This window comes from Priestia sp. 10L35 (assembly GCF_056395685.1).
On sequence record NZ_JBFTKA010000004.1, the window covers coordinates 1 to 21,994 of the forward strand.

21 protein-coding genes and 1 pseudogene are annotated in these 21,994 nt (G+C 32.6%); 9 read left to right on the forward strand and 13 right to left on the reverse strand.

The features are described from left to right. Together AC1DEF_RS15565 and AC1DEF_RS15570 are read left to right on the forward strand one after the other, a co-directional pair. Positions 1 to 118 (forward strand): IS3 family transposase (locus tag AC1DEF_RS15565; RefSeq protein ID WP_477727317.1); only part of this gene is annotated, 118 nt, incomplete at its 5' end. A gap of 469 nt (positions 119 to 587) precedes the next feature. Next, a complete protein-coding gene (locus tag AC1DEF_RS15570) occupies positions 588 to 1,589 on the forward strand; it encodes a DUF3231 family protein (RefSeq protein ID WP_097823886.1) in 1,002 nt (333 codons plus the stop codon). A 212-nt stretch (positions 1,590 to 1,801) separates the two neighbouring features. Here AC1DEF_RS15570 and AC1DEF_RS15575 read toward each other — a convergent pair whose 3' ends face one another. From AC1DEF_RS15575 to AC1DEF_RS15590, 4 genes and pseudogenes are all read right to left on the reverse strand, one after another. Next, complete coding sequence (locus tag AC1DEF_RS15575; RefSeq protein WP_318331136.1) at positions 1,802 to 2,236, reverse strand: DUF2269 family protein; 435 nt, start codon at positions 2,234 to 2,236, stop codon at positions 1,802 to 1,804. A gap of 18 nt (positions 2,237 to 2,254) precedes the next feature. Further along, positions 2,255 to 2,605: an ASCH domain-containing protein gene (locus AC1DEF_RS15580; RefSeq protein ID WP_097823887.1), complete on the reverse strand. Its 351-nt coding sequence runs from the start codon at positions 2,603 to 2,605 to the stop codon at positions 2,255 to 2,257. 349 nt (positions 2,606 to 2,954) lie between these two features. Then, on the reverse strand, positions 2,955 to 3,548 hold the full coding sequence (locus AC1DEF_RS15585; RefSeq protein WP_477727427.1) for a hypothetical protein: 594 nt from the start codon (positions 3,546 to 3,548) through the stop codon (positions 2,955 to 2,957). 398 nt (positions 3,549 to 3,946) lie between these two features. After that, positions 3,947 to 4,231 (reverse strand): annotated as a pseudogene (locus AC1DEF_RS15590) (spore coat protein); the annotation flags it as partial. Between the two features lie 635 nt (positions 4,232 to 4,866). Between AC1DEF_RS15590 and AC1DEF_RS15595 the strand changes: the two are divergent. Next, a complete protein-coding gene (locus tag AC1DEF_RS15595; protein WP_097823889.1) occupies positions 4,867 to 5,703 on the forward strand; it encodes an STAS domain-containing protein in 837 nt (278 codons plus the stop codon). Positions 5,704 to 6,199: 496 nt separating this feature from the next. Here AC1DEF_RS15595 and AC1DEF_RS15600 read toward each other — a convergent pair whose 3' ends face one another. The 4 genes from AC1DEF_RS15600 to AC1DEF_RS15615 form a co-directional block, all read right to left on the reverse strand. Then, positions 6,200 to 7,033, reverse strand: coding sequence for an STAS domain-containing protein (locus tag AC1DEF_RS15600; RefSeq protein ID WP_097823890.1), 834 nt, complete (start codon positions 7,031 to 7,033; stop codon positions 6,200 to 6,202). Positions 7,034 to 7,755: 722 nt separating this feature from the next. Then, positions 7,756 to 8,007 carry a hypothetical protein gene (locus AC1DEF_RS15605; RefSeq protein ID WP_025601579.1) on the reverse strand — a complete coding sequence of 84 codons (252 nt, stop codon included), beginning with the start codon at positions 8,005 to 8,007 and terminating at the stop codon, positions 7,756 to 7,758. Positions 8,008 to 8,539: 532 nt separating this feature from the next. Next, positions 8,540 to 9,091, reverse strand: coding sequence for a GNAT family N-acetyltransferase (locus AC1DEF_RS15610; protein WP_097823892.1), 552 nt, complete (start codon positions 9,089 to 9,091; stop codon positions 8,540 to 8,542). Between the two features lie 86 nt (positions 9,092 to 9,177). Next, positions 9,178 to 10,059 (reverse strand): ABC transporter six-transmembrane domain-containing protein, encoded by an 882-nt coding sequence (locus AC1DEF_RS15615; protein ID WP_318331128.1) that lies wholly within the window; start codon positions 10,057 to 10,059, stop codon positions 9,178 to 9,180. Between the two features lie 192 nt (positions 10,060 to 10,251). On the opposite strand from AC1DEF_RS15615, the gene AC1DEF_RS15620 reads away from it, so the two are divergent. From AC1DEF_RS15620 to AC1DEF_RS15630, 3 genes are all read left to right on the forward strand, one after another. Next, positions 10,252 to 11,073 carry a MerR family transcriptional regulator gene (locus tag AC1DEF_RS15620; protein WP_477727428.1) on the forward strand — a complete coding sequence of 274 codons (822 nt, stop codon included), beginning with the start codon at positions 10,252 to 10,254 and terminating at the stop codon, positions 11,071 to 11,073. 144 nt (positions 11,074 to 11,217) lie between these two features. Further along, on the forward strand, positions 11,218 to 11,514 hold the full coding sequence (locus tag AC1DEF_RS15625) for a hypothetical protein (protein ID WP_097823895.1): 297 nt from the start codon (positions 11,218 to 11,220) through the stop codon (positions 11,512 to 11,514). Positions 11,515 to 11,695: 181 nt separating this feature from the next. Next, positions 11,696 to 12,124 carry a hypothetical protein gene (locus tag AC1DEF_RS15630; protein WP_097823896.1) on the forward strand — a complete coding sequence of 143 codons (429 nt, stop codon included), beginning with the start codon at positions 11,696 to 11,698 and terminating at the stop codon, positions 12,122 to 12,124. 357 nt (positions 12,125 to 12,481) lie between these two features. Here the strand turns inward: AC1DEF_RS15630 and AC1DEF_RS15635 are convergent, their stop codons facing one another. From AC1DEF_RS15635 to AC1DEF_RS15655, 5 genes are all read right to left on the reverse strand, one after another. Next, positions 12,482 to 12,712: an AbrB/MazE/SpoVT family DNA-binding domain-containing protein gene (locus tag AC1DEF_RS15635; protein ID WP_097823897.1), complete on the reverse strand. Its 231-nt coding sequence runs from the start codon at positions 12,710 to 12,712 to the stop codon at positions 12,482 to 12,484. A 684-nt stretch (positions 12,713 to 13,396) separates the two neighbouring features. Then, positions 13,397 to 14,950: an MFS transporter gene (locus tag AC1DEF_RS15640; RefSeq protein ID WP_097823898.1), complete on the reverse strand. Its 1,554-nt coding sequence runs from the start codon at positions 14,948 to 14,950 to the stop codon at positions 13,397 to 13,399. 84 nt (positions 14,951 to 15,034) lie between these two features. After that, positions 15,035 to 15,889 carry an SDR family oxidoreductase gene (locus tag AC1DEF_RS15645; RefSeq protein ID WP_097823899.1) on the reverse strand — a complete coding sequence of 285 codons (855 nt, stop codon included), beginning with the start codon at positions 15,887 to 15,889 and terminating at the stop codon, positions 15,035 to 15,037. Further along, the gene (gene uxuA, locus AC1DEF_RS15650) at positions 15,883 to 16,980 is read right to left on the reverse strand and encodes a mannonate dehydratase (protein ID WP_097823900.1); all 1,098 of its coding nucleotides are present in this window, start codon (positions 16,978 to 16,980) and stop codon (positions 15,883 to 15,885) included. Before uxuA ends, AC1DEF_RS15645 begins: the two co-directional genes overlap by 7 nt. A gap of 38 nt (positions 16,981 to 17,018) precedes the next feature. After that, a complete protein-coding gene (locus AC1DEF_RS15655) occupies positions 17,019 to 17,696 on the reverse strand; it encodes a GntR family transcriptional regulator (protein WP_097823901.1) in 678 nt (225 codons plus the stop codon). A gap of 356 nt (positions 17,697 to 18,052) precedes the next feature. Between AC1DEF_RS15655 and AC1DEF_RS15660 the strand changes: the two genes are divergently transcribed. From AC1DEF_RS15660 to uxaC, 3 genes are all read left to right on the forward strand, one after another. Beyond that, positions 18,053 to 19,219, forward strand: coding sequence for a Gfo/Idh/MocA family protein (locus AC1DEF_RS15660; RefSeq protein ID WP_097823902.1), 1,167 nt, complete (start codon positions 18,053 to 18,055; stop codon positions 19,217 to 19,219). 64 nt (positions 19,220 to 19,283) lie between these two features. Beyond that, positions 19,284 to 20,381, forward strand: coding sequence for a Gfo/Idh/MocA family protein (locus AC1DEF_RS15665; RefSeq protein ID WP_097823903.1), 1,098 nt, complete (start codon positions 19,284 to 19,286; stop codon positions 20,379 to 20,381). Between the two features lie 104 nt (positions 20,382 to 20,485). Beyond that, positions 20,486 to 21,922: a glucuronate isomerase gene (gene uxaC, locus AC1DEF_RS15670; RefSeq protein WP_097823904.1), complete on the forward strand. Its 1,437-nt coding sequence runs from the start codon at positions 20,486 to 20,488 to the stop codon at positions 21,920 to 21,922. Positions 21,923 to 21,994 lie beyond the last annotated feature (72 nt).

The window sequence follows — 21,994 nt, forward strand, 5'->3', positions numbered from 1 at the left end:
ACAGTTCAAACAGGAATTAGAGGCCTATATCCTCTATTACAACCATCTACGAATAAAAGAAAAATTAAAAGGATTGACCCCTGTAGAATACAGAATTCAATCCTCATTAGCTGCCTAAATAATGTGTCTAACTTTTTGGGTTCAGTTCAGTTGGGAAGGTAGTTTTTTCTGAAGTAACTAAAGAAAATAGGTTGTGGATGCCTAGTCGGAGGGCATCTTGAGTAGTTTGCTCGAATAATAATAACTTATTCATTTTTAAGTACTTTTGTTAGAAGTACTATCTGATTATGCAACTCGTTCTTAGTAGGTAAATGTCTACAGTTATCATAATCTGCAATTAGACATTTAACCTCCCTATAGAATAGGAAATGTTCATAGTTATCGAGCATATTTTCTCCTCCTGATGCTATCCCTATCTTTTATATGTACCCCTTCAACACTTTCTTCTAACACATGATTTCCGATAAATGACATTATGGTAAATAAAAGCTGATATAGGCTGTTTTTTTTTCGGGAAATTAAAAAAAGAATAAATTAGAAAGATAAATGACATAATCAAGATAAATACATATAATTAGGAGGCTTTAATGGTTAAGCATAATGTAAGATTATCAAGTCCTGAAATTGGTGGTTTATGGGGAGTTTATATACAAGAAACAATGTCTACTTGTTTGTTGAAATATTTTCTTCATCACCTACAAGACAACGAAATAAAGCCTATTTTACAAAAATCTTTACTTATCTCTCAATCACATCTAAAGCAAATTAAGGATATTTTTTCTGAGGAGAATATCCCTTTACCAGATGGGTTTACGGACAAAGATATTAATTTGTCAGCGCCGCCCCTTTTTTATGACCTTTTTGCTCTGAGTTTTGTCTACTCAATGAGTCGCATGTCAATGGTTAACCTAGGGTTTGCTACTTCTACTGTTGCTCGGGCAGATGTTCTTGATTTCTTCACTCAGGCTTTGAATCAAGCTACAGAGCTCTATGCAGAATCCACTACTCTAATGTTATCTAAAGGAATTTACGATCGACCACCTATGATTACCTATCCTGAGAAAGTTGAATATATAAAAAAACAATCTTATATAGTAGCAGCCATAGGAAAAAAAAGACCTTTAAATGCTGTTGAACTTACTGAAATGTTCTTCAATATTGAGCGTAACTATTTCTCGGTACTACTCTGTATGGGCTTATTACAAGTGATTAAGGACAAGGAAATTAAAGATTATATAGAAGATGGAATGGATATATCAGAAAAACAAATCAATTTCTTGAATGACCTTTTAAAGGAAGAAGAACTTCTTGGTACAGTTCCTGTTAGTATAGAAGTAACAAATTCAACCGTTTCTCCTTTTTCCGACAAGCTTATTGTTGCGCTTTTTCATTTTTTAAATTCCATTGATGTGACACTTATTGGACATGCTTTATCTTTATCCATGAGGACAGATTTAGCTACTTATTACAGTAAATTAATTGGAGAAATATTAATTTATGCTGAAAAGGGCTTTAATATTATGGTCAACCGGGAATGGCTAGAACAACCTCCTCAAGCACCAAATAGAAAGGCTTTAAAAGGAAAGTAAGTTAATTAATAAGAAGATTCTACTTGAGAATGTTGAATAACACTCTAAAAATTCGTTATATAAAAATGCTTCAAAAAGCCCTTGATGAAAGGGCTTTTTAGCATGCTGGGTTCAATAATGTCTGTTATATTAAGTAAATAGTAGGTTATTTCATAAAAGTAATCAGTTTAACTGTTTACTCTTAGTGACGACAAATGGATATATTTATATATTTACCAAAAGGTCGGCTTACCGACCATAAACCAAAGCATAGTCATTAATAGAATGATGTAAATCCAAATAGATCGCTTTAGTTTAGTTGCCAGTTCTTTTTTATTATGCCCTTCCTCTTTGTACTTTCGAAGAGTGGGGGAAAATGCACGGGCCAGAAAGAACAATGAGCAAAAGAGGAAAATCAGTGTCATTATAATCCACGGAGTGGTCCACGTCCATGGACCACTCATAACAAGGAGTATCCCTGTTATAACGAGAACATGGCCTGTATGTTTTGCGAGCCTAACGACAGATTGAAACGTGCTCAAATAGGCATTCGTTTCTTCTTCTCTTGAATTATGTAGTTTTTTAACGAGTGGCAAGAGAATAAAGAAAGGACCAATAGATAAAATGACACTAGAAACATGAATATATACTAATATACGGTACAACAAATCCATTTCTTTTACCTATCAATCGTTAACTGATCTGAACTCATGCACCCATACCCTCATTTGAGAAAGCCAGGGCATTCCAGGATGATAAGATAAAATAGATTGCTTATATTCCTCTACCGTATCATAGCCCTCCTGGCGAGCATTTTCATCCGTTAATTCACCTAGTGATTGAGAATAAACCCGTTCCACTATAAACTTTTTATCCCCTAAAACCATTATCTCTCCTATATCAGCATACCTTCCATTTCGGCGAGTTGCTGTTTTTCTGCCCTTGAGTACTTTTTTTACATCATCCGGCATCGTTACAAGTCGATCGATTGTACATGTTTTTGGTGGTAATTCATTTTGTGCTTCATAATTATTCATTAAAAAAACTCCTTTCATTTCTTGTTTCTTATTTAATGTATCACACTTCCAATAACAAACTTCACTTGAATTTATTAGTTTGAAATTTCCTCTAATAAATCTGTTATAATTTATCTCTTTTCTTATTCGATAATCTAATAATAGAGCTTTTTCTTTAATTGCGTATTCCGATAAAATTCATTATGGTAACTAAAAATGTATGAAGTATGAAGCTTAAATATAGAAAAATACTGCTTTCGTATAGTAATTCTTCTGTTACACATATAACTTATGTGTGAGTACTAATGTCTCTCCATGTTTTGATTAGTTCTACTTATATGTAAAGCTTTACTCTTTTTATTCTAACATTCTAGGTTCTTTTGCAGGATAAAGTATTATCTTTTACATACATTTCATAATGCCCATTTATGTAACTAGATACTTTTAAATTAAGTAAAAGAGCTTTGAGGTTAATGATTTCTTCCGTATCTAATCCGCACTCTTTTGCTAGCTCTTCAATTTCGCCTTTACTAATTTGTATGTTATTTTCCAAATCAGATACTGTCTCTTTACTGTATTGAAAAGGAACTTCATCTATAACTTCTGTAATTAGTTGATCCGGTCCTTCATATTCTAATCTCCCTTTGGCTGCAGAGTGTTTTCCAATCAATACAGCCTGCTCTTTTATATCCGATAGGAGAATCATCAATTTAATTCGTTGATTCACAAGAATACGTTGTTTATCAAAAATAGAGATAATTTTAGTTTGATAATCATCCATAGTCAGGTGAAGTTGATACTTTGCTTCTCTTATTACTTCTTCGCTGTTTTTAATAAGTATCATATTTAAACCCTCTGCCTTCCCCGTATTATATGTACTTTCATTATAACAAACTAAAAAGGAAACATCATTCCCTATAATTAAACCAGCGATCCATCGATTGATTATGCGAATAATTAACATTCACAATATTTACATAAAAAAAGAGAAAAACAATTTAATTCGGAGAGATAAATCGTTTTTCCCAATGAATAGATAGCCTATTTTATCTTAAGATCTTATTTCGTTTATATTTAAGTGCTTTTTTGAGAAGTACTATCTGATGATATAATTCATTTTTAATAGCTAAATCTTTACACCTATTGTAATCTGTAATTAAACCTTTCATCTCCCTATAGAATAGAGACCGTTCATAATTATCTAGCATGTCCTCCCCTCCTGATGTTATTTCTTTTATATTACCCCTTCGACATATACTGACACTTAATTTTTGGTAAACAACGTTATATAGACTCGATATGTATGAAGTATACAATTTAAAACAGAAAAATTCCTGGGGCCAATCAGGAGCTTTCTTTTAATTAATGAGTGTTATTGTTATTTGGCATCTGCGGTTGAGCTTGAGCGGGTGCAAATGTATTGATTATTTGTTGCATGTCTTGTTGGGCAAGCTGTGGTACTTGATAATAATGATGTTTGTTTTGATAAAGAGAAATTTCATAAGCCATCTCAATGCAATTTGGAACAGAATCAGCTAACACACGTCAGACAACGGGATTCGTTGTTTCAAGAGCAGCCATCGTTTTCATAGGTGCTGATGCTTTTACAGCACCAAGCATGAGACTAGAAATACACTCATCTGTTATTTAAAATTGAAAAAATGTATATAATCTTTATTACTGTAACAAGGTTTATATAATTTCTAATTTATAATATTAAGGAATAAATTAACTTATTTAAGATGTATATGAAATATATGTTTTTTGAGGTAAAATAGAAAATAAGCTTACTGAAGAAAGAGTAGTGCCAAGAGAGGATAAGAAATATTTGCGAATGAGTAGTACAGCTATAAGTAAAATGTGTATTTATAATCCTAGATCAAGTGGTCATCCTTATAATCTATAAAGCACTTACTCTTGACTCTACTTCTTACCTTGATTCTTTAGAAAGTTATATCTCTATCGCTTAAGAAAAAGTTGATGAGTTAAAATATGCTCGGACTATCCTTTACGGGCTATCTAAATGGATATCGGCTAGTGAAAATAATCCCAATTAACCTATAATCATGCAAAAAGATGTGCATGATTATAGGTATATCTAGGTTTAAAGATTCATTATAAAAGCTTTGTTGTTTTTTATGTAACAACATGCCTATTGTGGATAGGTACCAGGAAGGCGGAACTTTCTTTATATACAAAAATGAAAACAAAAATAGATATTAATTCATTTAAAGGTATTGATTAATCAAAGATAACTAAAGTCGAATAAGGGGCGTATCAAAATGGATATTAATTACAAACAGAGAGAGAACATGACCGACTTTATTAAAGATAACAAACAGAATTTCCAGGATAAACTCTTATCAGAGGCGGTTAACGTAGCTTCTAAAATTAATGACATTTTAGAAACTGGAAATATTGATCTTTTAAAGAATGCTCAAAGGTTATCTCTATACGTCGTAGAACAAAAAGAAGAACAACTCATTGCTTTCGCTCAACAAGAAGGGGTAGCATGGGCAGAGCACGCCTTAACTCTTGCTTTTAAACTAGAATGGGTACAAGCCATTAGGCGAACATTATGGCATTTTCTCCATCAATACGATCAAATAAATAACCATTTTAATGGGCGTGAAGAATTTTATGCCTTAGAGAAACGAATTAATGATAGGATTGATCAGTTTCTTAACACTTTTCTCATTAGTTATTCCAAGTATAAAGATGAATTAATTGCTTCTCAGAGGGACTTAGTTGAACATCTATCAGTGCCTGTTATACCACTTAGTCAATCTGTAGCTGTATTACCGTTGATTGGAATGATTGACCTCAATCGTATCCAAACGATTGAGGAGAAAGTTTTGATAGCCATTTCGGATTTAAAGATTCAAACATTAATTATAGATTTGTCCGGAATTGCTAACATGGAGATGCATGTTATTGACCATTTTCAAAAAATATTAACTGGCATTTCAATGATGGGAAGTAAAGTTATTCTTACAGGTTTACGTGCTGACTTAGTGCGCACAATGATTCACTCAGGAATCTCCTTTGAGGATAAAGCAGAAGCAAAAGGGACTTTACAGCAAACTTTAAAAGAATATCTAGAGCTTAACCAAATATAGAAGATTCTCTAGTTGTGAATATTCCAGTAATTTCCGTAATTGAAAATATTTTTTTGAAAGAGAACATAAAGTGTGTTCTATCTGAGTACTCCTTACTAAAATAACTCTAGGGTTATTTTGTTATGGCTTATTCGATTATATGTTCGCGTATCCTTTAACTACACTTGCAGAAAAATTAAAGGTTTGTAGAATGGTAAACATGACTCGTTTTCAGTTGTTTGCTTTATCAATTACTTATATCAGCTGTTTATAAAAGATGTTTCAAAGAGTAAAGGTGAAATAAAAAAGCAGGCTTAAGCCTGCCTTTTTATTTTAAAAGTTGCTTCTGATAAATCACATTGCGGTAACTAAAAATGTATAAAATATACAGATTAAAAACAAAAAAACCTATCTCTTCCCAGTCAAAAGAGGTAGGTTTTTTCTGTTACACATATCTTATCAAAGGAAGAATGCCTTACGGCATCTTGAGTAGTTTGCTCAGGATATATAGAAATATTCAAATTAAAGATTCTGTAAATGAATTCGTATACTGAACAGCTTGATGTAAGCTAGAAAAACTTCTAACTTTCTCAACCTTTATTCCTAAGCTTACCATGGTTTGAGCGATTTCCGGACGTATCCCACTAATGACGACTTCAATTCCTAATAACTGTAGCCCAGCTATTACTTTAAAAAGTTGATCTGCTACCATCGTATCAATAATAGGAACTGCTGATAAATCAATAATAAGCCATTTTAATTTATATTGACTTCCTTTCTCTAAGGCACTCTCCATCAAATATTGTGCTCGTTTGGTATCTAAATCACCTACTAAAGGAAGGATCCCTATTTCTTCTGTCATACGAACAACGGGAATAGATAATTCATCAATGGCATATTGAGCATAATTTATTTTTTCAGTGTAATCTTTTACATACGACTTACTTACGAATTGAATGGCATAATCTACAATGCTATTAAAGTGAGAAATGATTTGGTAAAAAGCATCGAGGGAAAAATCATTATTCTTTGCTTCCTCTTTTATTATTTCTCCAATAACATCTCGATAATGACTAATTTCCTCTAAGGCTAGGTTTAAAGGAAGTCCGTGATCAACTAATAAATTAGCCATATTGTTTCCCCATTGTTCCATGACTTCATTTGCTGTTTCTTTTTCCATCAAAAGAGAATCGGCATAAGTGGTAAGAAGGTCCAAGCGAAAAGTAGTCAACTCTGTATAGATATTATGAGACGTTGCAAGATCTTGTCTTTTATTTTCAGCTAACTCTTCTTTCCTTTGTAGAATGGTCTCTCTAATATCATATAATTTTTTTTTGTGTACATAGTGCAAAGGTGTTCCTCCTTTTATCTTAAAAAGCAAATAGTCCTCTAATAGATGAGGATTAGAGGACTAAGCATATTGAAAAGTGTATTAAGATTAATGAAATGGTAAGTTACTTATATTCTTTATTTAGTTGTATGTTGCCCCTAAATCATAACATATCTTTATGACAGAACTATTTCAAATAAGTTACAACATATGTATAAAATTGACCTTTTTTTACATTAGGGTTATGTTTATGTTCAGAAAAATCGCCTTTCTGAAAAAGGTATTATGTTAACTACCTTTGTATATCATATATAGGCTGAAAACAGAAAGAACTATCTTAATGCGAGTAAGATAGTTCTTCTGATGAATGTTCTAAATAGATGTATTTGACACCTTACAGTGCCTTGAGTAGTTTGCTCAATTTGCTATTTATTATTCGTTTTATATTCTTAAATAAAAAAAAGAAACAGATCTAAAAAGACTGTTTCTTGTAAAATTCCAATCCAACATAATACTTTACCCCTTTATACTTTACCCCTTTGATTGAAAATGAAACATGAAATATGATTATTTTGATAAAACTTATTTTACTTCTAATAAGCCGTTTTATGTTAACTAAAATTGCTCCTAAAAAGCCAACTTTATTAGAAATGAGGATAGTTTGGTTGTTCTTAGATGCTAGAAGCTAAAATGTCCAATCCATAATATTAGCTATATAGATTTTTCTTCATTAACAAAAATAGTTACCATGCATTAGTAAAACCACCTATAGCTATGGCAATCACTATTAGACCTATGGCCATGTAAAGAAAGGGGCCCCTTCCTTTCCACTCTAAATGGGTAGTGTAACTATTAAAAACGAGCGATGATCCTAACAAAACAAGGCCAAATGACTTCAAGTAAAGTGAATGTTGAAAGTAAGAAACGATAGCTAGAATGGCTCCCACTACAGCCAAAAGCACATAAAATACTTTCAATACTTTAAGATATGTCATGCATTTCCCCCTTTTGTATCAACCGTATACTATCCTCTGTTACCCAGCATATGTTTGTCCAATATGAATTTAGGTCTAATTTCTAAAAATAATCAAATAAACATTTGAATATTTTTAGAAATTGGCGCCACCTCTAGTGCTAGGTATAGCTATTAATATTTAATTTCACTATCTATAAGGTACATCACGCAAAATTACTTGTAATAAATTGTGCTTAATAAAAAAGACCCCTTGCCCATATAGGCAAAGGGGTTTCAAATTTATCGGAATAGGGGGAATATGTTATTAGTCTGCACAGTTTTATAGATTGATATACATATATGCTTTGAAAAGTTCTTCTTAGTGGTTTAGCGCCGACAATATATTTTATGTTAAGTAAATTATAAAGTGTTTCATACAAATAATTCGTTTTACTATTAATGACGGCAAATAATCACCTTTTCTACAAATTGTCCTAACCTTATATCACTAAATATCAATGGATTTAACACTGATTCCGTTTATCCAGATGAAGTAAGGAGATACCTTTTCCTCAGAGTCCATTAGAAGAAATATTTTTCATCCATTCTTTTTTTAATAATGCATACTGAAGAGTATTTTCGTACTTAGGAGTTCCATCTTCGTATTGAGTAAACGAAATAAACTCAACAAAATACCCTTCTTTACGCATCTCTAATTTTTCACATAGTTTTTGTGATTTGTAGTTATCCTCCTCAACGTATGCATAGACTCTTCTTGCATCCTTTTGAGTAAACAGATACTTAAGGAACACCTTCACACTTTCGCTTGCGTACCCTTTTCCTTCATATTGAGCATTAAAATGCCAACCAATGGAATAAGTATCTGGATCTTCCTTTAAGTAGAATATTTCTCCTATTAGATAATCACTGTCTTTTAAGCAGACTGCAACAAAAGAGTCGTCTTTTTTTCTTTTTTGAACTTTTAAGACAGCTTCTTCTATTGTGTGAACTTTGTCTTCAAGAAAGCAGTTTACCCTTGGATTAGCCAAGTATTCCAAAAGACCTTGAGAGTCTGATTTAGAAAATCTTCTCAATATTAGTCGATCAGTTTCAATTTTCTTCATTAGAAATCCTCCTAATTTCTCTCAAAAGATAATAATAAGAATATATGGTATAACGTAACAATAATGGTTGACTACGTTTTTTGATTTCAGCTGTTAACGTCTTCAGCAACGCGTTCACCAATATCAAGTACACGCGAAATATTTTGCACAATTTCAGGAAGGCCTACTACTGCCTCTTGGAACATCCAAATATAAGCCAGGACTGCATAAATAGCACCAGCCGTAATACCCTCAACACCTGTAAGTCTAAGGAGTGTGGCTAGAGTTAAGAGAATGACAACAATCTCCATCATCCCCCATGTTTTAGCCTCAGCATTAGAAATAGCAATGCGCCACAAACGCAATCGTGCAAAATGTTTTTGAACAATGGTAAGTGGCCGATGAACAACTATGTCTGCCTCTTCTTCAATCCGATTGTTAAGTGCATGATTAAGACGATAAGATCGTCGACCGAACCAATGGTTTATGATCAGTATTGGAATTATTGCCAATAAACTTAAGACCCCAATGAACCGGTCATAGAGAAATAACATGATAATAGCTCCTAAAAATCGAATAACCGTTGTTACAACTGCCGGTAGCTCCATTTGAAAGAAATCTACTACCTCCCGAGACAGTGAGACGCGTCCTACAATTCGAGTTCCTTTTACTCCATCAGCACGCTGACGCTCCACCATATCTCCAGCAACATTAGAATAAATCCCAACAAATACTTTTGTATCGTAAACGTGTCTGAACAACCCAACTCCTAGATGAAGGACCCATAGTAAAGCAAGTGGTATAAGACTAGAAGGATTCCCTTTAAGCAAGCCATCGATTGCAAAACCAGTTGTTGCAGCGTAAAGGAGATCACAAACATTCTCAACAAGAGTGAGCATATACGTAAGGCTAATTCCTTTACGATTTTTTGACCATATACCTTGAAGGAGTTGACTCACAGGGGATTTTGTCTTTTTTATCATTTGCATCTTTTCAACTCTTCCTTTTCTTTAGTTAAACAAATTTTAATTCTATTTATCACTTTATCTTCACATTCATCATCAATTACTCTTTTTACCTACATAAAAAGAGTAAAGAACTTATCATTGCTGTTTATATCTCCTTTCCAGTACAATGAACATCATAAAGTATATGGTTACCGTATAGTCAAGGGGGATTTTATGAGTGAAGAGTTAGGAAAGTACTTTACTACTGGTGAATTCGCGAATCTCTGTCGTGTAAAAAAACAAACTCTGTTTCACTATGATGAGATAGGGTTACTTTCACCTAAAATAAAAAAAGAGAATGGATATAGGTACTATTCGTATGAACAATTTGAAGTCTTTCAAGTAATTGCCTTATTTAAAGAATTTGGTGTCCCATTAAAAGAGATAAAAACTCTCTTAACAGATAAAAAACCAAAAAATATGATTACACTTTTAAAGGAAAAGTCTTTTGAAATTGAAGAAAAAATTAGAAGTCTTGATCACTTACAAGCAATTATTCAAACGCGTTTACAGTTAGCAGAATATACCTTAAAAACTGACTTCTCCTCTATTTCATTGCAGTCTTTAGATGAGGAAACATTTATGATAAGTGAAAATATACTAGAAGAGGCCGAACAAAAATATACTACAATTACCCCGGAGCTCATTCATTACATTCAACTCCATAAATTAGATCGAGGATATCCAATTGGAGCGCTGCTTGCAAGAGAACAAATCCAAAAAAAAGAGTTTTATAATTACAGACACTTATATGTCAAAATTCCAGAAGGGATAGAAAACGTACATTATCACGTACGTCCCCAAGGACTATATGTTGTTGGATATCAAAAAGGTGATGAAACTGAACATGCTTACAATCGAATGATTCAATTTGTTGAAGAAAAAGGGCTAAAAATAGGCGAGTATGCATATGAAGAATATGTGATTGATGAGGTAATGGCGAATGGAATTGAGAATTCAATTACAAGAATTCAACTTCAAATCCAAAGCCAATAACGTTTGTGAGTTTGTACCGGAAAGAGACATTATGTCAACTAGATCTGTATATCATATACAAGGTGAAAGAAACTCAATTATTTGATAAAATGGAAATATATTGATTTATAGAAATTGAAATAACAAAAAGAGAGGACTATACAAATGCTTGGGGAAACCTTTACACTCTTTAGACCAGTTTATTATTTGATAACTATCTTTTTAGTATGTAATTTTGTATATGTAGTTTTTTTAAGCAATAAAATCAAAGCTAATAGCTATATATTATTCAATTCTTTCTTTTTTGTAATAATTGGAGCAATGTTATTATTTCAACAAGGAATAATTGTAGATGAAGCAAACCTAGCTGGAGATCCTGTGATCTTTATTTTGACCATATTGTTTGGACTTTTATTTATAGCTAGTTTTATCTTCCAAAATACAAAAAAGAGGAAAGCTTAAGCTCTCCTCTTTTTTTGTGCCGATAATTGGTATTATGTAAAATTGTCGGTATTTAAAATGTAAAAAAATGTATTAAAACCATACAAAAATACCATTTTTTTAATTTATATAATAATAATGTATTTAATGTAATATTTTGTGATATTGTTAATTTATTCTTAGTAAGGGATGTGGAGAGAGAATGAGTTTTGAGCCAAACAAAGGATTTCATCTAATTGATAGTCATACAGGAAAAGGATTAGGTTATGAGGTTTACGCTAGTTATGATTATATAAGAGAAGTTGCTCAAGACAATAATAAGGGTTCAGTATTCACTTTCGAAGAAGTAGAAAACGAATATCACTATAAAATTCGTGTTGATGGTGGTCATTGGGGCGATTATAACTACCTTACTATGTCGAGTAAAGGTTGGGTTTATCTAGATAGTAAAGCAAATGCAACTAATTGGACTGTAGATGATAATTTTGGAGCAGGTCTACTTAAATTGAGTGAATCTGGATTAAAAAGAGAAGAAAGGCATTTGGGTTACACCCAATCAGGAGAGAAAAAGTGGCTTTCTGGAAAGCGTTTTGAAAATAGAAAAGGCTTCAAGCTAGTTGCTGCTGATTAAATAACCTTAATTCTCTTTACTTGCTATAAAAAGAGGGAACTCATAAGTTTTGTGAGTTCCCTCTTTTTTAATAAACTACCTATAAGCCGTTTTATGTTAACTAAGAATGTTTCTTTTACATAATCTAAAAAGAAAACAACTATCCTCGGGAGAAGATAGTTGTTTTCTACTGATAAATTAAGTTGTGGGTGAAGCCTCATAAGAATTCTTAGGTAGTTTACTCAAAATAAGCGTACAGTATGTACATTTAATTATATTTTAATCTTCAAGTATTCGTTTCTCTTCGTCTTCTATGTTATCTCTTAACATCCTGCAGGTGCAGTGTACTTACGTGTTATTGATTGACCCACGTGAAAGTTAAAGGTTTCTCTCCCTTAGATAACTTTCAACTATATCTCTTACCATCTCTTTGAAGGAATCCTCTTTTTGAGGGTTCTTTCTTATTGTAATTTCCTTTGAAATAGAGTTCACTGTAAAATATACAGTTTCCCCCAACTCTACTTCTGCTACCTTTACTATCTCTGCAGGCAGTGTAATTCCTAAAGAGTTTCCCACCTTGGATATCTTGCGTTCGATTTCTAACTCCACTGGTTCACCTCCATGCTAATATATAATACCATAAATGCATAAGGCATAAAAAACAGATGAAAGATGAATCAATGATTCCATTTAAACAACTTATTAAAAGGATAATAATCAAATGTAAAGTTCACAAAAGCTTATTTTAATAATATTTGAATAAAGTAATTAACAACTTAATTAAGCATTAAATTATATTCTGATTAATAAGTAAATGTATAAAGTTTGTTATTTAAATTAACTACTATTAACGAACAAAATATATACTTTGTTTTCTTGTTTATCAAAACTAAAAAACTTGTTAAAAGGTTTTATTTCCTTTTAACAAGTTTCTTTTTCCTTTATAGATGCTTTTTTTCTTTATACCATCTTGAATCTCGAACTAGAAAAGATGTCCCAGTCATTAAACAATTGAGGAAACAATACTTAGTTAGAGCATAGTGAAAACTATATTTAATATAACAGTACGTGAAAAGAAAAAACTTAAATGAAAAATAATTTGCACATATCTTTTAAAACCAAGTTATTAGGAGAATTCATGCTAATTACTCCTTCTGTAATGGTTTGAACTGAAATTATTATTTAGTATAAATGGAGGCTTTTTCTCTGTTATTTTACAAAATCATAATAAAAGTTGCAGTATCTATGGAAGTACTATTTAATTGAATGTTAATTTTCAACTAACATCAAGAGTTAGTTAATGTCACGCTGTTTAAAATCTGATTGCTCAAAATTTTGGGGCTTATGCTGATATCCTACGTTATTATTACCCCAGAGTTTCTCGTATTCCCAACCTGTTAGCGCTTTCAAAACACTTCTTGTTTCTTCATCAGCCTGTTTCATTGAACCGTTATTCTTCAACCTATTAATTTCACTAATCATAATAGAATGAGTTTTCTTAGATAATTTAAATCTAAATGAAACAACTAAACTGATAGCGACTAGCCCTACAGTTCCAAAAAATAGAATACCTACAATCCCATTTATTGCTGTAGTAGACTGTGTCGTTGCACTTGCAACAAATCCACTTTCTTGTAAGATAACTCCTACCAAGAATGTAGCTAAAGCTGTAGTACTTTTGCGTGTAAAAGTCATAATACCTGCAAATATTCCTTCTCTTCTTTTACGGGTTACCATTTCATCTACATCGGGGATGAAAGTGTAAATATTCCATGGTATATAATATAATCCACTTTTCCCGATCCCTAAAATAACAGAGCAAGCATACATCGCTGTAATCATATAAGTTGGCTGTGTGAAGTATAAGAACATATAACCACTTATACATGTAATAATAGCAACATAAGAAATTTTCAAAGAAGGTGCAGGACCTATTTTAATAACGAGCCAACCAAATAATAATGTACATAACATTTGAAGTAATGAACCAACAGATAATAAATCGGATGCTAACACCGCATCTTTATTTAAAGAAAACACAACAAAGTAGACAAAGACAGCATTTAAAATATCCATAGCTGTAAAGGAACAAATATACATAGTGAGGTGCTGACGGAAACTTCTAATCCTAAAAGTAGATGATAAGTCAACGATGAATTTATTTATGGATTCTATAGCCGGTACTTTTTCTATACCATCAGGTTCTACAATATCTTCTTCTATTTTACGTTCCCAAGTTGTTTTATGTGTAATTAATAATGCAGCCATAAAAATAAACGTGAAGATAATCCCATTGTAAAGAAAAACTTGAGGTGAATCTTTTCCGAATATTTCGAATAATCTACCTGGAATAAAAGTAGCTAAAAATGTTCCTAACCCTGAATATATTAATCTTATTGTTGAAAGCTTAGTTCTCGCATTAAAATCGTTAGTCATTTCAGCTCCAAGTGTTTCAAATGGAATTAATACCATTGCTGCAAGGAATTCTAACAAAATGTAAACAGTTAAATAGTACCAGTAATTCATATCAGAAATCCAAAGTAAAGAATAAATAACCATCAAGGGGCTTCCAATTAACAAAAAGAATCTTCGTCTTCCAAACTTTTTCCCAAGCCTTGTGCGACCAAAATTATCAGTAATATGCCCCATAAGTGGGCTTGCTATGGCATCAATAATACGAGCAATCGCAATAATAGATCCTGCTTCAACAGGAGTAAGACCACAATATGTAATGAAAAAATATAACATCCATGCACCTATTATAGCGAAGGCTCCTCCTCCAAATAAATCCATTGTTCCGTAACCAATATAATTTTTAATTGTTAGTTTCCTGTTCTCAGTCTGCATTCTTATTTCTCCTTTCCAAGCCTACTTATAAATTAAAAGAAATATATAAAATAATGATGTATGACAAGGAAGAATGTGAAAATATTAAACACCTGAATATGCCATAAAACCTCCATCAACAGGAATTGTAACTCCAGTAACAAACGCTGACATATTGTCATCAACAAGCCATAATAGAGTGCCAAGAAGGTCTTCAGGTGTACCAAATCTTCTCATTGGTGTGTTCGAAATAATTTTATGAGACCTTTCCGTATAACCACCTTCCTCATTTAGAAGAAGGTTTTTATTTTGTGAGGTCAAAAAGAAGCCCGGTGCAATTGCATTTACTCTAATTCCTGCCTCAGCCATATGAACAGCTAACCATTTGGTGAAATTTTCGATTGCTGCTTTTGCTGCGCTATAAGCAGGTACTTTAGTCATTGGAGAAGGGGCACTCATAGATGACATGTTGATTACAACTGCTCCCTTTTGATTAACCATATTTTTAGTGAAAATTTGTGTAGGAATGAAAGTTCCCATAAAATTCAAATCAAATACATTTTGCACACTATCTGTACTTAAATGAAAAAAAGTATTTAACTTAGGATTAGTAAGGTCTTCTGTTTGAAATATTTCGTTGGTTGTATTTGCACTTGAGTGGTTACCACCAGCTCCATTTATCAATATTGTACATGCGCCTAATTCCTCTGTTACAATCTTCTCGGCTTGTTCAACACTATCTTTATTCATAACATCGCATTTAACAGCAATCGCTTTCCCACCCATAAGGTTAATTTCTTCAGCTACCTTTTCACCCTTTTCTACTGTTCTATTTAAAATAGCCACAGACGCGCCATGTCTAGCAAGTTCCTTTGCCATGGCGCTGCAAAGTATCCCACTTCCTCCTGTTATTACAGCTACTTTCCCGTCTAAATTTTTATTTTTTTGTATGCTTACCATGTAGTTTCCACCTTTGCTTCTTTTGATAATGACTTTTTACTTTTTAAAGCATCCCAAGCGCCCCACAAATACATGATTCCAAGTGCTCTATCATAAAGACCATACCCAGGCCTACATTGTTCATCCCAAATGTGTCTTCCATGATCGGGTCTACAATAACCTTTGAATTCGCTTTCATTATAAGCGTGAATGATGTCTGAAATGTTTACTGATCCATCTTCTGATCGATGCGATGTTTCAACAAAGTCTCCGTTATCATATACACGTACATTTCTTATATGAGTAAATGGTATTCTATCAATAAATTCGTGAATCATAGAAACCAAATCATTTTCTAAGTTAGCTCCTAGAGACCCTGTACAGAGTGTTATACAATTGTATGGGCTGCTATTTAGTTGTAAAATCTTTCTGATGTTTTTTTTGTTAGTTACTATTCGAGGTAGGCCAAAGACAGGCCAAGGTGGGTCGTCAGGATGAATAGCCATTTTAATATCATTAAGTTCTGCAATTGGAATAACCTGGTCTAGAAAATATTTCAAGTTGGCCCATAAATCCTCTTCTGTGATATTTTTGTAGGCTTCAAAAAGTTGATGAAGGTGATTTAACCTTTCTGGCTCCCAACCGGGCATGGTTAAACTAGAATTCTCACTAATTTTATTCACTAAATCTTTCGGATCAATATTTTTAATTCGACTATGTTCATAAAATAGAGCTGTAGATCCATCAGAAAGTGTTTTATTTAAATCTGTACGTATCCAATCAAATACAGGCATAAAGTTATAACATATGACTTTAACGCCCACCTTTGCTAGCTTCTGAATTGTTTTCTTATAATTTTCTATGTATTGATCTCTAGTTGGAAGTCCGAGCTTAATGTCTTCATGAACATTCACGCTTTCAACCACTTCAATATGAAGGTTATGTTTATCAGCTAATTTTTTCATTTCTAAAATTCTTTCTATTGGCCACTCTTCTCCTACGGGCACATCATGTAGTGCCCAAACAATTCCTTCTACTCCTGGAATCTGCTTTATTTGTTCCAGTGTTATAGTGTCATTTCCTTCTCCAAACCATCTAAATGTCATCCTCATCTACCATCACCCCTAAAAATATAAGTACAAACTCTTTTTTATTTAAAATAATTTGGATATTCCTTTTTCAATAATTCTTTATCAACAAGTGCAATTTTCAAATGCTCTTCCATGATTTTTTCAGCTCTATTAGCATCTTGACCTTGTATAGCTTTAAAGATATTTACATGTTGAGAAAAAATATTATCCCAATTATAATCTGCTACTAACCGTAACATGCGACTCCTATTAAAGTGTACATTCATCTGTTGAATAACTAACCATGTTTTTTCTTTTTTACACCGTTTGAAAATAGTTCTATGAAACTCCTCATCTAATTCAAACATTTTTTTATAGTCTTTTTTCTTAATACAAATTTTTTGCATACTTAAATTCATATCTAAATCAATAATCAACTCATCAGAAAATTCCTGACAGGCTAGTCTAATAACTGCCTTCTCAAGATGTTCTCGCATAAACCGTGCTTCTTCTACAAGGTTCAAATCAATTAAAGAAACAAATGTACCTCTTTGAGGATAGATACTTAATAATCCTTCCTGAGATAATTTTAAAAAGCTTTCTCTTACAGGAGTTCGACTAACATTAAATTGAACTGATATTTCTTTTTCGGAAATATTTGTTCCAGGTGGAAGTTTTAGGCTTAATATTTGATCTTTTAACATATTGTAAACCTGTTCCCTAGTAGAGAGGTTTTGGTTTTTTAAATCAATATTCATTGTTCTAATCTCCTTTCACTAACATACTACCATACAAGTACATTAGAATGGTAGATATTAATTTAATTTTTCTGAATATTTTTACCGTGAGCATTTATAACTTTTGATGATTTCTACTATGTAAAGCCATTTTCAATAATAAAAGTCGAGGTTACAAAAAGAAAATTCAAAAAAATGTACAAAATTCAAAAATATTAGGTTATAATGTTTTTGAACTACCATACTAGTATAACTAGAATATTAATAGAACTAATGTTAATCTGCTTTGTAAGTTAGTTGAATTGTTAAACTTTTTGAAAACGCTATCTTGCTATTAGAAGTGAAAATTTATTTTCTTACAGAAGGGAAAGATTTATATGTCCAATATCGCAATCATAGGAACTGGATCCATTGCAACTGCCCATATCGAGGCTTATCTTGCAATGCCTGAAATTAGTAAAATTGTAGCTTTAGCTGATATTTATCCTGAAAAAGCAACGTCCACAGTAACAAAATATAACTTAGAAGCACGAGTTGTCGCTAACTACCAAGAGTTATTGAATGATCCTAATATTGATGCCGTTTCTATTTGTACACCCCCTTATATGCACGCAACCATTGCCATAGATTTTCTTAAAGCAGGAAAACATGTCTTAGTAGAAAAACCTATGGCTTCTTCCTTAAAAGAATGTGACGAAATGATAAAAGCATCTATTGAAAGTCAGAAACTTTTATCCGTTGTTGCTCAAAACAGATTTATGACTCCCATTATGAGATTAAAACATGTACTTGATCAAAACCTAATTGGAAAAATTGCTCATACTCAAGTTGATTCTTTTTGGTGGCGTGGTCATAGCTATTATGATCTATGGTGGCGCGGTACATGGGAAAAAGAAGGTGGGGGTTGTACACTTAATCATGCTGTTCATCATATTGATATGTTGCAATGGATGTTAGGGTTGCCAACTGACATTTTTGCAGCAACTAGTAATACGTTGCATGATAATGCAGAGGTTGAAGACCTTTCTATCGCTGTACTTCGCTATGGAAATGGTAGCTTAGCACAAGTAACCAGTTCTGTTGTTCATCATGGAGAAGAACAACAACTCATTTTCCAAGGTGAAAAAGCTAGAGTATCTGTCCCATGGAAAGTAAATGCTCAATTAGCTAAAGAAAACGGGTTTCCTCAAGAGAAAAATGATGAAAGTTTAGAACATCGTATTCAGGAAGCTTTTAATCAATATCCAGAGTTACTATTTGAAGGACATAAAGGACAAATAAATAACTTTTTAATGGCTATCAATGGTAACCAGAAGCTTTTAATTGATGGAACAGAAGGAAGAAAAACACTAGAACTTATTACAGCCATCTATAAATCTGCAAACCTAGGTGTTAATGTGAAGCTGCCTCTTTTAGCAGACGATCCTTTTTATACACGCGAAGGAATGCTCGTAAATGTTAAGCATTTTTATGAAAAACAAAGCAGTGTAGAAAATTTTTCAGACGATACAATAACCGTTGGAGGAAATTACGAGAAAATATGAGTCTAACGCTATTAAGTTATAGGTATCAAAAATAAACTGGAAGCTAGCTTGAGGAGGAAAGATCATGCAGAAAAGTGATGGAATGAATTATGCTCCTAAGGGAAAAAGTGCCCCTGTCGTTACAAAAGGACAATTCGTAATTGCAGCTATAGGTCTTGATCATGGACACATCTATGCGATGTGCAATGGATTAACTGAGGCTGGGGCCACATTAAAATGGGTTTATGATAAGGATCAGAAAAAAGTACAAGAATTTCGTAAAATCTATCCTGAAGTACAGATAGCCAAAAGTGAAAGAGAAATTTTCGAAGATCCAGATGTAAGGCTTGTGGCAGGTGCGGCCATTACATCTGAACGCTGTGATTTAGGAATGCGTGTTTTAGATCATGGTAAGCACTATTTCACAGATAAATCACCTTTTACGACGTTAGAACAGTTGGAGCTCGCTCGTAAAAAAACAGCTGAAACTGGGCTTAAATGGGCTGTTTATTATAGTGAACGTTTGCACGTCGAGAGTGCTGTATTTGCTGGTCAATTGATTGAGCAAGGAGCGATTGGAAAAGTAGTACAAGTTCTTGGGACTGGTCCACATCGTAGTAACGTAGAAAGCAGACCAAGCTGGTTTTTTGAAAAGAAATATTATGGAGGTATTCTATGTGATATTGGTAGTCATCAAATTGAACAATTCCTTTTCTATTCTGGCGCAAAAGATGCAAAAGTTGTACATAGTAAAGTAGGCAATTATAAGCATCATCAATATCCTGAATTAGAAGACTTTGGGGATGCTACTTTGATTGCTGACAATGGGGCTACAAACTATTTTAGAGTAGACTGGCTCACTCCTGATGGCCTCAGTACTTGGGGAGATGGACGCACATTTATTCTTGGAACAGATGGGTATATTGAAATTCGCAAATACGTAGACATAGCGAGAGATAAAATAGGTGACCATTTATACTTAGTAAATCAACATACAGAGCAACATTTTTCTCTAAATGGAGAAGTGGGTTTCCCTTACTTTGGTGAACTTATTTTAGATTGTTTAAACGATACTGAAAATGCGATGACTCAAGAACATACTTTTAAAGCCGCAGAACTATGCTTAATTGCACAAAGAGACGCAATCTATGTAAATAATGAATTTGAATTAAGTAAGAGTTAAAAAAGTGAGGTGTTATTTTTGTTAATAACACCTTATTTAATTTAGATTTTCTAAACACAAGTTTGAAAGATAAAGAAACTATAAAATGTATAGAGGTGACTATATTGTCTACATTCTTAAGCGAAGATATGATGCTTAATCACGAAAGTTCAAAAATTCTTTATCATGATTATGCAAAAGATATGCCAATTTATGATTTTCATACGCATCTAATAGCTGATGAAATTGCTACTAACAAAAAATATGAAAATATGACTGATATTTGGCTTAATGGGGATCACTATAAATGGAGGGCTATGCGATGGTTAGGCGTAGAAGAAAAATTCATCACAGGGAATGCAAGTGATAAGGAAAAATTCTTAGCTTGGGCTCAGACTGTTCCATATACAATAGGAAATCCTCTTTATCATTGGTCACATTTAGAATTAAGTCGTTATTTTAATATAAATGAGGTATTCTCAGAAAAAAATGCACATGAAGTTTGGGATATCTGTAATGAGAGATTAAATCAAAGTACCATGTCTACAAATGGAATTTTAGAAAATTTTAATGTAAAAGTTGTATGTACTACTGATGACCCAATCGACAGTTTAAAAAGTCATCAAACTATACGTAAAGATACAGGAATTACAACTAGGGTCCTACCTACATTTAGACCAGATCATGCTTTAAATATTGAACAATCAAGTTTTGTAAATTATGTAGAAAAATTAGGTGATTCAACGAACAGCATTGTCTTAACATATGAAAACTTTATCGCTTCATTACATTCACGAATTGATTATTTTCACTCAAATGGATGTAGAATTTCCGATCATGGTTTTGAAATTTTTCCATTTTCACCAGCTAGTGAACAAGAGGTGTCTTCTATATTTTTACGTGCTCTGCAAGGGAAAATATTGTCTCTAGAGGAGGTAAATAAATTTAAAACAATTACCCTTATTCATTTGGGTAAAAAATATCATTCTCTTAATTGGACAATGCAATTACATATAGGAGCTTTACGGAATAACAACACGCGAATGTTCAAGTTAACGGGAAAAGATAGTGGGTACGACTCTATGTCTGACTTTCACTTAGCTAGACATTTAAATGGTTTTTTTAATGAACTAGACAAAGATAATCTTTTACCTAAAACAATTGTCTATAACTTAAATCCTGTTCATAATGCGATTGTAGCTTCTACTATAGGTAATTTTCAATCTTCTGATGTCAGAGCAAAAATTCAGTTTGGATCAGGGTGGTGGTTTAACGATCAAAAAGATGGCATGCTAGATCAAATGAAAACATTATCTAATGTAGGTTTGCTTAGCACCTTTGTAGGTATGCTTACAGACTCAAGAAGCTTTTTATCGTTCCCTCGCCATGAATATTTCAGAAGAATTTTATGTAATTTATTTGGAACTTGGATAGAAAATGGTGAGCTTCCAAGAGATTACGAATTTATAGGGAAAATAGTCAAAGATATTTGTTATAACAATGCAGTAAATTATTTTAGCATTGAAATAAATGAGACAGTACCAATAAAAACAAATCAATAATACAGTAGGACATAAATTAGGACATAAATTTTCTTTCCGAATAAGAAGCTCGTTAAAAAAGAGTCTTCTTCT